12 protein-coding genes are annotated in these 15,100 nt (G+C 45.5%); 1 reads left to right on the forward strand and 11 read right to left on the reverse strand.

The genetic code is table 11. The features are described 5' to 3' along the window. Window positions 1-30: 30 nt before the first annotated feature. The 6 genes from BN161_RS18165 to BN161_RS18195 form a co-directional block, all read right to left on the reverse strand. Complete coding sequence (locus tag BN161_RS18165; protein WP_044269042.1) at window positions 31-555, reverse strand: TetR/AcrR family transcriptional regulator; 525 nt, start codon at window positions 553-555, stop codon at window positions 31-33. 235 nt (window positions 556-790) lie between these two features. Then, window positions 791-1,930 (reverse strand): StlD/DarB family beta-ketosynthase, encoded by a 1,140-nt coding sequence (locus tag BN161_RS18170; RefSeq protein WP_044269045.1) that lies wholly within the window; start codon window positions 1,928-1,930, stop codon window positions 791-793. A 4-nt stretch (window positions 1,931-1,934) separates the two neighbouring features. Then, window positions 1,935-2,555: a TetR/AcrR family transcriptional regulator gene (locus BN161_RS18175; protein WP_005858563.1), complete on the reverse strand. Its 621-nt coding sequence runs from the start codon at window positions 2,553-2,555 to the stop codon at window positions 1,935-1,937. Between the two features lie 492 nt (window positions 2,556-3,047). Beyond that, a complete protein-coding gene (locus tag BN161_RS18180) occupies window positions 3,048-4,028 on the reverse strand; it encodes a hypothetical protein (protein WP_044269047.1) in 981 nt (326 codons plus the stop codon). 319 nt (window positions 4,029-4,347) lie between these two features. Further along, window positions 4,348-4,899: a hypothetical protein gene (locus BN161_RS18190; RefSeq protein WP_044269052.1), complete on the reverse strand. Its 552-nt coding sequence runs from the start codon at window positions 4,897-4,899 to the stop codon at window positions 4,348-4,350. Beyond that, entirely contained in the window at window positions 4,892-5,929 is a 1,038-nt protein-coding gene (locus tag BN161_RS18195) for an AAA family ATPase (RefSeq protein WP_044269054.1), read from the reverse strand. Before BN161_RS18195 ends, BN161_RS18190 begins: the two co-directional genes overlap by 8 nt. A gap of 117 nt (window positions 5,930-6,046) precedes the next feature. Here BN161_RS18195 and BN161_RS30645 point away from each other — a divergent pair, with 117 nt between their 5' ends. Further along, a complete protein-coding gene (locus BN161_RS30645) occupies window positions 6,047-6,706 on the forward strand; it encodes a hypothetical protein (RefSeq protein ID WP_234075607.1) in 660 nt (219 codons plus the stop codon). A gap of 284 nt (window positions 6,707-6,990) precedes the next feature. On the opposite strand, the gene BN161_RS18210 is transcribed toward BN161_RS30645, so the two are convergent. From BN161_RS18210 to BN161_RS18230, 5 genes are all read right to left on the reverse strand, one after another. Then, the gene (locus tag BN161_RS18210; protein ID WP_044269057.1) at window positions 6,991-7,416 is read right to left on the reverse strand and encodes an NTF2 fold immunity protein; all 426 of its coding nucleotides are present in this window, start codon (window positions 7,414-7,416) and stop codon (window positions 6,991-6,993) included. Between the two features lie 14 nt (window positions 7,417-7,430). Further along, the gene (locus BN161_RS18215; protein WP_081743741.1) at window positions 7,431-11,765 is read right to left on the reverse strand and encodes a DUF6531 domain-containing protein; all 4,335 of its coding nucleotides are present in this window, start codon (window positions 11,763-11,765) and stop codon (window positions 7,431-7,433) included. An 81-nt stretch (window positions 11,766-11,846) separates the two neighbouring features. After that, window positions 11,847-13,223 (reverse strand): DUF5458 family protein, encoded by a 1,377-nt coding sequence (locus BN161_RS18220; protein ID WP_004288713.1) that lies wholly within the window; start codon window positions 13,221-13,223, stop codon window positions 11,847-11,849. Continuing rightward, complete coding sequence (locus tag BN161_RS18225) at window positions 13,220-13,693, reverse strand: hypothetical protein (RefSeq protein ID WP_044269059.1); 474 nt, start codon at window positions 13,691-13,693, stop codon at window positions 13,220-13,222. Before BN161_RS18225 ends, BN161_RS18220 begins: the two co-directional genes overlap by 4 nt. 45 nt (window positions 13,694-13,738) lie before the next feature. Continuing rightward, the gene (locus BN161_RS18230) at window positions 13,739-15,097 is read right to left on the reverse strand and encodes a hypothetical protein (RefSeq protein ID WP_044269062.1); all 1,359 of its coding nucleotides are present in this window, start codon (window positions 15,095-15,097) and stop codon (window positions 13,739-13,741) included. Window positions 15,098-15,100: the final 3 nt, after the last annotated feature.

The following is a 15,100-nucleotide window of genomic DNA, read 5'->3' on the forward strand; positions in this document are numbered from 1 at the left end:
GATAGGGAGGAAAAGGAAAGGAATGCGGGCTTAAATTTCTGAGAACATCCCCAAGAAAGTCTTACCAATAGAAGTGTTCAATGCCTGTCTGCTGAACGCCTTGGCATCCTTTAAACTTATTTTATGACCATAAGCCACATTGGAAAGAAAGTCCTGTTCCCGGACAAGGAGTTGCTGATACATTTGTGGAAATTCGTCCATATATTCATGGGCGGAGGAAACAAACTGCATATAACATATCAGGGGATTGCCATTCAGATGTTCGGGAAAACTGTTTATCACCCGTTCTATCGGATTCCTGTATTGCCTTAAAAACTCATTCCAATCCTTGTCAGCCAAAGAATACATTTCACAAGAAATCTGCGAGTCGGGGAAAAAACGCATTCTGACAACCGCATCAATCAGTTTCTTTTTGGAAGGAAAGTAGTGTATGACAGCCCCTTTGGATTTATGTACGGCAACAGCCACATCACAGAATGAGGTCTGCTTCATTCCTTTTGTGATGAATAACCTGTATGCCTCCTCTATAATCCGCTGTTTCAAATTCGGGTCCATCCTACTGCCTATATTATAAAAAATAGCACAGACGCAATCAACATCCAAACATGGTAGTGGAATACCTAGAGACGAAGTGACGCACCTGTGCTATATATTTTAATATAGCGCAAGCTGTCATATTCCATCTTGTCTCTTTGAAATTTTCCACTTTTCGTTTGGAAGATGATATATGATACTATACTATGTCGTTTTAACAGCGCAAAAATACGTTATTTATCGTTTATTTCCAAATTTATACGACACTTAATAGCACTGTTCCATAAGAAAAGCGTCCGCTTTCAGGGACAAGCAGCAGTATTTTTTCACCGGATTTGAGTTTACGGGTAGAACAGAACTCATCCAAGGCAGCCAGTATTGCTGACGATCCGATATTTCCAACCCAGGTAAGATTGGTAAACCACTCTCGTTTGTACAATTCAAAACTCTCGTCTTTCATCGCTTCAATGAGATTACCATAAATAACCATTGACGAAGAGTGAGGTATTACATAATCCATATCGTCAGGAGTCATGCCATGTTTATTCAGACATGATTTAATATGTCTAATCCATAACGGCATCAACTTCGCCCCTAAAAGTTTAATGTCCTGTTTAATAACCATAACGGACTCATCGACCAATTCCTGACTTTCAAAAGATTTCCAGCTTTTCAGTTCACCGTCCTCCCTCCGGACAGCTCCGGCAAACATACAGGTAGGGGTTTCATTAGCATATGAATCCATTTCTATCCATTCAATCTTTAAAGATACGCCCTTTTCTCCCGGATGATTTTCCAATAATGCACAACTCGCACCATCGCTTAACATAAAGCGCAGGAAGTCCTTTTCCAAAGCCATATATGGATTGGTACCCAAATTGCAGCATCTTTCATATTCGATATCGAAGTTTTTGGATAAAAGCATTGCTGACACCAATTCAGATGTGCTGCATATTGCATTCTGTTTTTCTGATGCGGCTATGCTCAAATAAGCTATTTTCAGCGCTTGCAGACAAGACAGACAAACTCCAGCAGAAGAGAATATTTCAACAGGTTCTTCCCAAAGCCCATGTACCATAGACGCATGAGAAGGCAGGATCTGATCAGGGGTCGCAGTAGCACAAGCAAGCAACTCAATGTCCTTTTGGCTCTTATTGGTCAATGCCAGCAACTTACGTATAGCCAGCATCGCCATTTCTGCATTTGTATGTGTGATTTCTTGATTTTTGTTTAAGGCATAGTATCGCCGTTTAATTCCATTTTGCTTTAAAACTATCCGTTGCACTTTGGAATGTTTTCCAGAAATGAGTCCCAAGAACTCTTCCATTTCATCATTGGAAACAGGAGAGTTCGGAAAGAAGCTTGCAAGCCCAGTAATAAAAACATCTTTCTTCATTAGTTCAATTTTTAATTAGTTCATATTGATTATAAAGAACTACTTTCAGTTCTTCTATTCGCAATCCATTCACCAATGCATCCTGAAAACATTTTCCAAACAGCAGGATTCGAAATGTCAAAGCCAATGTAGAAGGATTAACATCGGATCTTATTTCTTTTGTTTCAACAGCCTTCACAAATATTCTTTCCCATAATTTAATCTCCTTATTTGTTATTTCGTTGAAAGCCTCGTTAAATCCCGGATAGAAATATTCTGCCTGCAAAATCAAGTTAAGATATGCACGTGTAATATTGGTCTTCTCTTTTTCTATGAGATAGATCCTCATTGCATTCATCGTTTCCTCCACCTTCTTTATGTAATAATCAATAAATTCAAGCAGAGAGGTGTGAGAAATGTCCTTGAACTTATTTTTGGCATCTTGTTTGTGAAAAATGTAAAAATCAATCACATCAATAAACAGTTCTTGCTTGCTTGGATAATGATATGACATGCATCCTCTTGATAAATTCAGACTTTTTTCTATCTCCTTCAGGGGAACCGTGTTGTAATCTTTTGTCAGAAACTGTTTGTATGCAGCTTCCCTGATTAATCTTTTTGTTTCTGAGCCTTTTACTCCTTTCATAACCTTGTTTTTTAGTATCATACAAAAGTAGGTCTTTTGAGTGAAAACACGTTCATTTTTAGTATAATTAAATATCTCCTACCCAATTACCATTAAATCATTTATGACCATACATACCAGTTTATGAAATAAATGCCAACGATGCCTTTTTCTTTTTTTTTCTTATACATATATTATTTTTTGCCTATATTTGTCTTCAAATAAGCCGATTAGTCGGTTTGTTCGGCATAGAGGAACCCAAACAGAAAGTGGAATTTCAAAACAGAGATGTTCCTCTATGTCTTTGTTATTCCATCTTCCGGCAACCGGATTCTATCCCTGTTCCGCCATATCCCTAAAAAATACCGACCGGATGGTATTTTTTTACGGCAAAAGTATAAATATATACCATAAAAACAAAGGGAAAGGCCAATTATGCATTCTATCGGCAAAGAAATGCCTATGAAATATACATAATCCGCTTTTCCCTATGAGAAACATTATGTTACCGGCTTATCTTGAAGGCATCTTCATCTTAACCTGTACTCCCTGTGAGTTTAAAACACGAACCGGTGTTTTTTCTCCGGCTTTCAAATAGAACAGAAGATAATCTTTCGCACGCTGGGACTCGAAGAGACTTTTTTCACGGTATTCGGCAATCCACTTTTGGATCATCGGAATCTGCCAGCGGTTCATCAAAATATAGTAGCCGAAATAATACTCCAAATCGCTCAGGAAAATATTGAGTTTCAGGTAATCCCACCAGAACTGTTCTTTCTTTTTGCTTTTGGCATTGAGTATGATAACCTGATGTTCATAAGTGTCACGAGGATTTTCCCAATCCTGTTGCGAAACAAATACATCGGGAACCACATTATCGGCATGGTCTTTTGCCGGAATGAAGTGAGACAAGGATTCGATGGAATCCTTTATCTTTTCATATAAGGATGGTTCGTACTCTTTGTTGTACAGTATAACATCCCGCAAACGGGTGGAAGTGAGATGGGTCACCACGGAACGTCCTATCATACAGTGATCCGGAACAGTCATTACCGATGCCAGCCTTTTCATGAATCTGATTTCCGCTTTTGCCTGTTCTTCCTTATCCGATTTTTTGAAAGGATAATCTGACCAGGCAATCTTCCGCATCCCCAGATGCAGTTCTGTAAGCTGCAACCCCGCATACGCACAGAAAATGGAAGCACGAATTATCTTGAAGATAGGGGTACGGTCACTCTCGTGTGCCACGTAAGGCAGATTTTCCACTCCAAAAAGCATTTCATTTTCCGCTATCAAGTCGGCAGAGATTGTCTTGCCTTCTTCCAGCCATCCCTTAATCTTGAAATTACGTTTTTGATATCCCCAGGTGTGAACAGGCCGCGTAGCTATCAGCGTCACACAATAATTGCCATTTTGCGGCGTGAAATCTACATTTTGCGGCGTTGCATTGAGCATCAGTTCGTTCAGCAACTTAATCTTTTGGGTATAGTCCATAAACTATTGGTTTTAAGTGAAACATTTTGTTAACAGTGCAAATGTAGGCATCAAGTTTCGTACCGGAGTTCCGTTTTTCGCCGAAAATCACTGCAACCTCAATAATATATTCTATTTTCATTCGAGCAAACACTTTCCGTTCGGCAACAAACCGATTAACGGGTCTGTTTTTGCAAATATATCTTTTTCCCTTCAAACAAGAGGAAAATGCAGGATTTATTTTTCAGAAAACAATACATAAACAGGCTACGCAATCAATCCGCAATAAAAAGGGAGCATAAAAGAACGGTGGCAAAGGATACCAGAATCTGACGGGAGACTATAAGAACGAGATTTCCGTATCCGGCAATACATCGGAAATATTTTCAACCGGATTGATGGAAATTTTAGCAGCATGTAACCAAGACAACTTTTGCTTTAGTTTTTGCATCCAAATACTCATACGGACCTTATGTTCTTTTTCATCTGCCACATCCAGTTCTATACAGGCAATAACGACTATCTTTTTCTGCCCGTCAAGCAGCAACCGGTTAATCAAGGTAAAAAAATCTTCATCGTTGGTTGAGAAACGTGCCGCATTGGTTGCCGTAGCAATCGTGTCCCTGACTTTGACTGCAATCCTGCGCATCAACTCGTCGCCTTTTGCCTGAAAAACTTCCTGAGTCTCCGCATCGTGCGTATGCCCCCTGTAATTCTTCACCTCGACCAGAAACAGCTGTCTGTTATCGTGAATGCCCAAGAAGTCCACCGCCTTGGTAGGTTGCAAGGCATTGCTTACCTTTTTGTGTGCCAAATGTTCATCGTACTTGACTACAGCCCATTGGGGAGAGCTGAACTTGAAGCTTATACCGCTTTCCTGAAAATTACTCATATCTGTTGATGAATTGCTGTTCCAAATCGTAAAAAGCCGCATATTCCTCCAATATCGGATTGTTCTGTATGCCTGCCAAGGTGTCGCTTTCCTCTACCATGATTCCCTTATCTTCCTTTTTCAAGCCGAAGAACTTGACGGTTATGTTCGTGTGCTCCTTGTATTCGGAATAGAGAGAAAGCGTATGTGTAAGCAGGTAGTCGTGAGTGGCAACGAAAATCTGCAAGCCGCATTTCTGAAGCACACGGATAAACTTTGCCACGACTTTCACAAGAGCCGGATTCAGGTTGGCTTCGGGCTCGTCCCAGAACAGGATGGTGTCCGCATTGATTTCCCCATTCAGTATGAGGTACAAGATGGAAGCCAGCTTGCGGAGTCCTTCCGCCACCAAGTGCGCTTCCATGTTCCCTTTTTCTGTCTGTATATAGAAACGTCCGTTCATCTGCAAGACCTTGAACTGCAATTCCTGCTCCAGCAACTCGATTGCCGGTTTCAACGGATTGTCTTCCGACTCACGCAATATGGGGAGTGACAACGCGTGCGCCAGATTGATATACGTTTGGTCAAATGAGATTTCACGTTTACTGCTCAAACCGATAAAGCCTTCGAACAAAGAGAACATCTCACGTGGGGGAATATAGATAAAGTGGCGGTCGTCCCACTTTTCGTCCGTTTCTAATTTTACAGTTGTTTTGGATGCGGATGAGAAGCTGTATTGCAACAGTTTGCCGTCTATCGTGACTGTAATGTTTGCCCTGCCTGAAGGCACTCCCTTGTTGACCAGGTTGCCTATGACATCCGGCTTGAAATAAAATATCATGTCTTCCGCCAAGATATACTCAAACTGTTCCTTGGAAGCTGAGTTCTTGCCGAGGAAGTCATGGCGTGCCTGCAAAGTTGCCGCCAAGCATTTGAGAACGTGCGTCTTGCCCGTACCATTCTTGCCAATAAGGACGTTTATCCCTTTGGTGAAATCAAACCGGGTATTTGCAAAGCCTGTAAAATCAGTTAATAATATGCTGTTAATCATTGAATATGTTTCATTTATAACTAAGTAACTACAAAGGTAATTTAAAAAACGGAAGCGACAAACCCGGTTTTAAAAAAGTTATGATTATTAGGCTTATGTTTTAGAACTATCAATGATTTGCCGATAGCACCGGAAACCCGTATCATCGATGAAGCCAGGCTGTATAAAAGTATATTGGCACGTGCCATCTGTAATCCGTTTTGGGATGAAGCTCCCCAACAGGATTCCAATGCCCAATATTCAGTAGGTGAAACCGATGTATCCGGCAGTTCAGTTGCCGAAGCAGCAGCCCGATCGGTTTGTCTTCTATCATTTATCAGATTCGGGTATGAGAAGCATCCGGTTGCCGTAACCAAAGATGAAGAACCAATCGAGGTAGGTAATATCTGGAAAGAGAAGCAACTGCACTCCATTCTGTTTGAAAGGGGGGAACTATCTCTTGAAAAGTATATTACCATTCGTTTCAGTGGAGGCAAGCTTGATTTCAGCCCGCAGGGTTTTTCCCTTATTGACGGCGAGAATCAGACCGAATTTATTGATTCATTCCGTAAATTTGAGGAATTGGACTGGAGTGCCATTGCTACAGATAATGGGTTGGATTATAAACCGTATAACAAGAACAAGAAAAGCAAGCGCTATTTTTCAGATGACTTATGGAGTAAAGGCATTAAGAAATTCAGAATCACTCAGCGGAACAGGTGCTTCGGCTATGTGGAGGATGGCGTTTTTTATGTGTTGAGATTTGATTTGGATCATGAGTTGAGTGATGTGGGGTGATGCTTTTATAGCTTTGGTGCATATTTTTACAAGGATAGTAAGCTGTCCAAAAACTCATATCCTGTTTACATGCATTATGCTATGTTTTAGATAAGAGTTCTTGGACAGTTTGATTATACCTTTTTCTATTTTAGTTCTTTTACAAATTCAACAAATATAAAGATTGGCATTTTGCTTATCTCTATACATTTTCAAAGGAAAATTAAAGGATTACAAATCCTAATACTCATTCCTAAAGATACAATGTCAATAAGATTTCCCGAAGGAACTCCTTTTTATCTGATTTATAAATAATCTACACTCCATTTATCATCTCTTAAAAATTTTCTTTTTTTGCTATCTATCAGGTACTTATTCTCTTTTTTGATGATTGTATACTGTAGGTATTTGTTATCATTTTGTGTTATTACAGTAAATTTATTCTTTCTAGTTTCTTGTATGTCAATCACTTTTTCCTCATTAGGGTCATAAATATAACTTCCTTCACTTCCCCATGATAAAGCATTTGGACGGCTCATTTTTCGTTCTTTATTTGTGCAATATTTAGTGAATATAAAAGTAGCCTTTTGTTTCATCATATCATGTTTTTCATTCCATGATAATTGAGTATTTTCATTTTTTAAGTTGTTGCAAAATTTCTCCCATTCATTCATTTCTGAAATAAAATTGAGGACAAGTTCTTTAATTGTTTTTTTTATAATGTCATCCATAATTAAATAATATTTTAATGAGAATTTAAGAAAGTATTTGTTTTTGTTTTACCGTTTGGAGTCGTATATGAATATACTATACTAGTAGGTCTTGTTCCACCATTTTCGTATTCCAATTGAATTGAAACATCAACACTGCCATATGTTTTAACAGCATCTGCTATTTCAGCTTCAAAAAGCCTAAATTGGCCTCTATTTATACGTGAATCTTGAGGGAAAACATTGTCAATATCTCCAGATCCACCTAAACGCTTTGCAATGATATGACCGGCATCATCTGTATCAAATCCTAATCCACGGGCTTGTGCTATAGATTTTTTATTTGTTCTTGTACCAGTTCCTAAATCACTACTGGTAATTGTTGCCTTCGCTGTTAATATTTTGTTTTGTAAACCACGGGTATAAACAGGTACAACAATCCATCCTAAAATATCAAATATAAAATTAGGATTATCTACATAACCATAAATAGTGGGATTATTTCCTGCTAATCTAATAGGGTCTTGTGAAATATATCCTCCTAAATTAGGTAAATAATATCTGAATCTATTATAATACAGCCCTGTTTCTTTGTCCGCATATTGCCCCTGAAACCTGAACGGACAATCAAACTCCATTCCTTTATCAACGGCAAGCATTTTCCCATAAATGTCCAGCGTGCAGTCCCAGGTCTTGTTTCCCTGTCCGTCGTACATCTGGATGGGTGTACCCATATAATCGGACACGATGGAATACTGTTTATCACCCTGAATTTTTGCCGTAGGCACAAACGTGTCCGCCTCGAACACCCAGGTGGTAACATCTTCTGCCGGTTCTTTTGGAAGGATGTTTTCCTCTTCGTCCGATTGTAAGCCAACGGCTTTATAGCTCCATTCGTGTAAAGGTACGTTTCCGTCCCACACCCAGCGTGTGGCCTTTCCGAAATACTGCTTGGCGGTGCGCCGTCCCAACGCATCGTAACGGAACTCCACCGGTCTTCCGTCCGGTCGTATGACCTTCTTCAGCATACCATTGGAAGCCCACTCGTAGAGCCATCCCGTTCCCGTAGCCAGACAACGGATGCCGCGTTCCTTCTCCATGCGTTTGCGGTCGTACCTTACGCCCATTTCCTGCAACTGCTTGAACTCTCGGAAAATGAGATTTCCCTCATCGTCGTAGTGGTAGAAACAATCCGGGTCCTCCAAAAGTTTTCCACCGGCACCGTATTTGCGGTCCTTCCTGTCCGGAGTTCCGAAGAGGTTACCCACGAAGTCCGGCACGCGGTAAATCACGTCCGTTTCCGAGCCCTGGGTGGTTTCCTGCCGGATAAGGAAGTCGAAACGGTCGTAGTCGTAGCGCATGACCGTTCCCGTCAGCTCGTTTTCCTTGGAGAGCAGGCGGCCCGCAATCCCCCACTCATAGCGGTATGCTCCACGCTCGATGCCTCCCGACCGTACCGACTTGCGCACCTCGCGCCCGAAACCGTCGCGCTCGGTGCAGACTGTTACGCCACCGGAGAAGGTGCGCTGCACCTCCAATCCCGTGTTGTCACGCACCCATGATGCCTGCCAGCCTTCGCCCGCCTGCATGGTCTGCAGGTTGCCTTCCCGGTCATAGGTATGACGGATGTCCGCTCCCAGACTGCTGGTGATGCGGGTACAGTTGCCTTCGCCGTCATAGGTACGGCTGACGGTGTATTCTCCCTGCCTTTCCTCGGTAACCAGTCCCGTCTTCCTGTCACGGGTGAACTCCAGCAGGTTCTCGCTGTTCTTCGCCTTGACAAGCATGCCGTCCTTGTCGTACGTGTAGAGGGAGACCTCCCCGTCATACTGTTCCTCCTTCAGGATATTGTCCAGTCCATCATACTGGTATTCCGTCCATTTTCCTCCGGGACGGTTCACACGGGTGACACGGCCCGCACCGTCGCGCTCGTACTCACGCCGCAGGCCGTCGAAGCCGGTTTCCGTAACGACCAGTCCCAGCCCGTCCAGCTCGAAGAAATAGTTGTCGCCCGCCTCGTTGCCGATGCGCCGGAGCTGCAACTCGCTGTTGTAGCCGAAGGTGATGTGGTGCCGTTCCTGCTCGCGGCTTTTCAGTACTCCCAGTGCCCCATAGGTGAACCTGACCTCGCGGATGTTGTCGCTGGCATGTACCATGTTCCCCATGGCATCGTACTCAAACCGGTGCACGTTGCCGTCCGGTTCTTCCAGCCGTACCAGGTTGTCCGCACGGTCGTAGGCATAACGGGTAACATTGCCTTTCACATCCACCGCCTGCACAAGCCTTCCCCTGCCGTCGTACTCCCACCGGCGGAACAGCCCGTTGGGGAACTGCAGCAGCTCCAGGTCGTACCTGTCGTTGAACGTGAGCGTGTAAACCCGGCCCTGTCCGTCCGTTATGGTACGCAACACGCCTCCCTCGTAGGCATATTTCACTGTCTCTCCGCCCGGTGTGGTCCGGCTGACGACGCGGTCCAGTCCGTCATAGTCCCATGAAAGCCTCTTTCCGCCCGGAGTGTAGAGCGAGACGAGGTTGCGGTTGCCGTTGTAGTCCAGAAAGGTGTCCTCGCCGTTCTCGTCCGTTATCCGGACCGGCTGGCCGAATTCGTTGTAGGAAGTCTTATGGGTGTAGCCTTCGGGGTTGACCGTGACCTCCAGCTCCTGAAAGCTGTTGTATTGGTGACGGGTAATTCCTCCGTTGGCATCCACTATCTTATAGATGAGTTTGTCTTCACCGTAATAATATTCGGTTTCGGCATTTTCCCCGTTACGGATATGGGTATATCCCTTGCCGTAATGGATGAAATATTCCATCACGCCTCCATCGCCCCATGTATGCACACAGCGGGCATTCTCCCCCTTACCTTCATATTCCCAATGGAAGGACATACCCCCTTGGTTGGTAAGCTGTACCAGCAGGTGTCCGCCGGAATAGACGAAATGCTTGCTGACATCCAGCGCATCCAGCGTTTCCACCATGTCGCCCCGGTCATCGTAACGGTAACGGACCAGCTTCACCTCCTCACCGTCCTGATTCACGGAAACGCAGAGTACCCGTCCCGACTCGTCGGTTTCCACTTTCAGGAATTCTCCCCGTGAGGATATGATTCCTGCCAGCCTTCCCCCCGAAGCGTATTCGAAGCGGATCCGGAATCCGTCCTTCGTGGAAATGCCCGATACCATGCGGTAACCGGAGCGGTTTTCGGGACCGTCAAAACGGTATTGCAACCCCCGGATGTCCGTAAGCATGTAACCCCGGCCATCGAGTGTCCATGCCAGCTGTTCCCTGCGGTCAAAATGGGATTCTCCAAGTTTCAGCGCAGGCAGGAAGGACTCCCGTCCGTCAGCATGACGGAATGCGAACGCCCCTTCCTCCAACTGCCGTATTCCTAGATTGTAGCTGTGGTGCCAATTGTATCCCAACGGACCGTCCACGGCGGCATCACTGTAATAGGTACGTTCCCATACGACGGGAATCGGACCCGGAAGCTCGAAGTCCACATTGGTGTGATAGACCCTGCCCGTAGCAGCGTCCACTGGCTCACCGAATATGATGCAAGCTGTTTTCTTGAGAATCCTGGCAAGCCGGGGATTCAATCCCGCCTTGTCTATCAATCCATGCAGCAGATGGGATATTTTTTTTCCGAGCTTTGACAATCCTTTCAGCCCCAGCTTCATCGCCAGCGCAAACACATCAATGGTAGGCGGTCCTCCCACAAGCACGGGATTTCCTACAGATGTGATGGTGGAGAGCATGGAAGTGGGGGCAAGCAGGGCCTTGCTCACCTTCCTGGGCTTCCCCTTGCGGGGAATCGTCGGTATTCCCACAATGTTGCATGAGAGTGCCGGATGTGTTAGAGAGGAACAGGGCGCACCGTCCGCCAGGACAGTGGAACTGCCCATCCACATCTCGGACTCGGACATACCGCTGACCAACGGGGCCGGATGCAATACAAATGCCGGCAGATGCACGATGCCGATACCTGCCTGCGCAATCCACTGGTTATGCACCTTGACCGACGGAGCCATACTCTTGAGGATGTTGCACGCCACTCCGGCCACTCCATCAGCCGCAGGCGGCATGGCAGCCGCCATGCCGGCCATGAGGTCTGCCATGAGGTCGTACACCTTGCCTACATGAGGCACAGGCATGATGGGAGAGGGAGGGGTAACGGTAGGATGCATGTCTATCCCGATGGACAGGTCGCCGAACTTGGCGACAGGCATACCCGGCATGGAAGGAAGGATTCCGCCCAGACCCGCCTGAATCTCGTCCAAAGCCGCCTTGGAGGCTGAAAAAAGGTCGGCAAAGCCCCGTCTGACGCTGCTGCTACCGGCGGCGTCAGCTATATTCTTGAACACATCTGACATGGTGAGAATTTTTTAGAATGTGAAAAAGAGACAACCGGGCGTTCCAACCGGCACACTCCGGCTGTCCCTGTAAGGACTTACCTATGCATCCTGTGCATAGTCGCTGTTCCAATCGTTCTCGTCATCCCCTTTTGTACCTTCCAACTTGATGACAAAACTCTTTGCCGGGAAATAAGGAGTCAGGTGAATGTCGAGGAAAATACGGTCTTTCTGCTTCGGATCGCGCTCGAAACGAAGAATCTTGAATTTCTCAATCAAGCGTCCGGGACCTTGTATGCTATCCAAAAACTTACTGATCTGGCCACGCAAATCCCTTTCCGCCTTGCTGTTCCAGTTCTCAAAGGCACGGCGGTTGAGGAAATCCATCAGCACTTTCGTTACCCAATCGAACACACGGACTACGGAATAGGTCTGCAATCCCAAGTTGTCCCCGTTGAACAATGTCTTGGCAGAGAAAGCCATCACCTTGCCGTATTCCTTTACCATCGGAATCAGGCCAATCTTCTCGATTTCGGAAATCTCGCTTTTTTTCAGGTTGAAGGCAACCCCGTCCACCTCGCTCATGGAACCATACTTCTTACCTGCGGTAACCTGTGCCATTACCGTCTTGTACACACTGCCGGCCAATGCCGCAGAAGGAGGAATCAGCAAGTCTTCGGTTTCGCCCAGTTCTGCATAGCGTCCCCGTCCTACCAGATAGTTGCAGGTCATACATACGTTGGACTTGTACACATCGCCTCCCGAAAGATTGGAATCAAAGAACATTTCAATGACATCATCCGGTTTTTCCAGATCAGCGAAATCCGTGTAAATCATCACCTTGTTGTCATGCGCAATCTTTGCCCATTTTTCAACAACCTTGTTAGAACCCAAATATCCCGGGATAACCAGCAGGGAATAGTTGGTACGCAAGTCCAAACGGTCATAATTCGCACGAAGCTCGTTTGCAATGGCATCGATAAAGAAGGAGTTGTCCAAATCGGTAAGCTGGCTCATCGAAGCGTTCACAATGGAGATATTCTTGATCTTGTCGGAATCCGTATTCTTGTAGAAGAGCATGACCGTGCGGTAGGACTTCTCCAACTGCCTGACCTCTTCCACCGCTTTCAGCTGGTTCTGGGATAGCAGACCGGACACCGCCGCAGATTTCTTCTGGCATAGTTCCACCATCTCGCTGATGGATTTGTTGCCTTTCAACATATCGACCCACATCTCAAGCCGTTTTTCCAGCTCCTTGCGCTCAGCCGCCCGTTCGGGGTCGGAAAGGAATATGTTCCGCCGTGCCTTACGCTCCGGATTCATGTTCTGTATGCCGTCCACGGAAGATTCCAAGACATTGAAACCGCCAAACTTAGCCAGAATCTGCAATTCAGCGTTCAGATTTCTGGACTGCGCCACAGCCTGTTGCTGCTGTACGGCTGCTTCTCTTTGTGTATTCTGTTCGCTCATAACTATCATTCATTAGTGGGGTTAGACTTCTCATTGTTCTTCAAATCGTCCAAAATGGCAGAAATCGCATTGACAAACGCTCCACGTGTCTCCGGATTTTCCAGTACCCGTTGCAGCACCTTGTTGGAACGCAACGACTTCTCCATCCTGTCCGCAAACTGCTTTTCCGCATTCAGGCCGGACAAGAATGGACTCTGTTCCGTCATTTTCCTGACAGAAAAATCACCGACATTGTGGAAACGGAAATTTTCCTCTACGGGAGCACCGTCCGCATCCGCGAACTCGATATCTATTTCCGGCCGGAAATGTGCAAAGACTTCGTCAATGTTGGTCAGACCTGCAACCACTTCGGGAGCCACCGGCTCATCCTTCGTCAGCTGTTCCACCAATAAGGTTCGATTTTGTGGAATTTCCGCAATACCTTCGGAAGCGTCAATCTTCACTTCGTTTCCGCCGATTCCATAATTACCAAGATCCATACTTATTCAATTTTAAATTTAAAATATATATTAATTAAATCTCGCTCAACTGAAAAAACTTCCCCTTCTTCTGGCCTTCGCCTGCTGCATATCCGGATTGTCCACCAGTTCCTTCCAATCCTCCCCAATCCATTCGCAGAGCTGCCGTTCCAATATCCCGACATCAATCGGAGCACGAACCAGCCTTCCCGTATGAAGAGCCAGATACGCCGCATAAACGAACGTGGAACTCCGCCTGATTTCGGCAGAAAGGTAGCTGCCTCCTGCCAGGGCAAGCAAAAAATATTCGAAAGCCTGTTCCATCTTTCCATCCTCATAGCGCAGGAAACCACACATGCGATAGCCTTCCATGACATAATAAGGATCCTTTTGCATGACGGCTTTTTTAGCCATCATGTCATACAAAGCAACCGCTTCCTCCCGTTTTTTCCCGGCTGTCAGAATGGCCGCTTTCATGGAAACAGCCATTTTCCAATAACTATATCCTGCCGTTTCACCGCCCTGCATCGCCTTTTCCGCCTCCCGGACGGTTTCGTCGCTGTATTTCATGCTATGCTTATATTCCCTGATAGCATAACATGCCTCGGATGCGATAAGCAGAGCGGAAATCCGGATATTCGTATCCTTTATTTCCTGTGCAATATCCAACAGTTTTCGGATTTCCCTGTCCAATAATTTCCAATCCTGCTTTTGTGTAGAATCCATGACAACCGTAACCTGCTGCTTGAACCGATTTTCAGGTGCAATCAGGTCGTTACCGCTATCCGACCGTGCCATCCGGTTATGCAAAGCCGCCGCCATATCGAACTGCGGGCGTATGCAAACCACTTCCCGAGACTCACCCAATCGGATACTCCTGTTCTTTTTCAAGTCAATGGTTGTCATCCGGATTCCCTGCGGGACACCTTCTTTCAGCACATTGCCGAACCATCCTGTCCGGGAATACCCCCTTTCCTGTTCTGGAGGAAAGTACAGACAGAAAAAGGCATCATCCAACCGGGAGATACATGCCTTGAAACGCAACATCTCTCTCCACAAGTTGCCTGCCGTATGCTCAACCGACACATCAGGAATGTATTCTTCCTTCAGCAACCCGTCGTGCCTCAGAGCCCTGAGAATATCATACTTCTCCTCAACCTTTTCTGAAAACCAACCCGCATATTCCTGCCAGAGTTGTTCAGTGTATTCCTCGTCATCCCCCCTGTACGGCGTATCAAAACGAAAGAATATGTCATCGAACTGCCCTACCGGAGAACGTTCTATTTCCAGAAACCTGTCCACCAAGTCCACATCGTTCTGCCCGACAATCCATACAGACAGTTTCCAGTCCCTGTTGCCGACTATGTCCGCCCAGTAATCGACCGCTTTGTAATATTCCTGTATCACAGATGCAGCTGCTCCCATGGC

It is taken from the genome of Bacteroides timonensis, from assembly GCF_000513195.1.
Classification (GTDB): Bacteria; Bacteroidota; Bacteroidia; order Bacteroidales; family Bacteroidaceae; genus Bacteroides; species Bacteroides timonensis.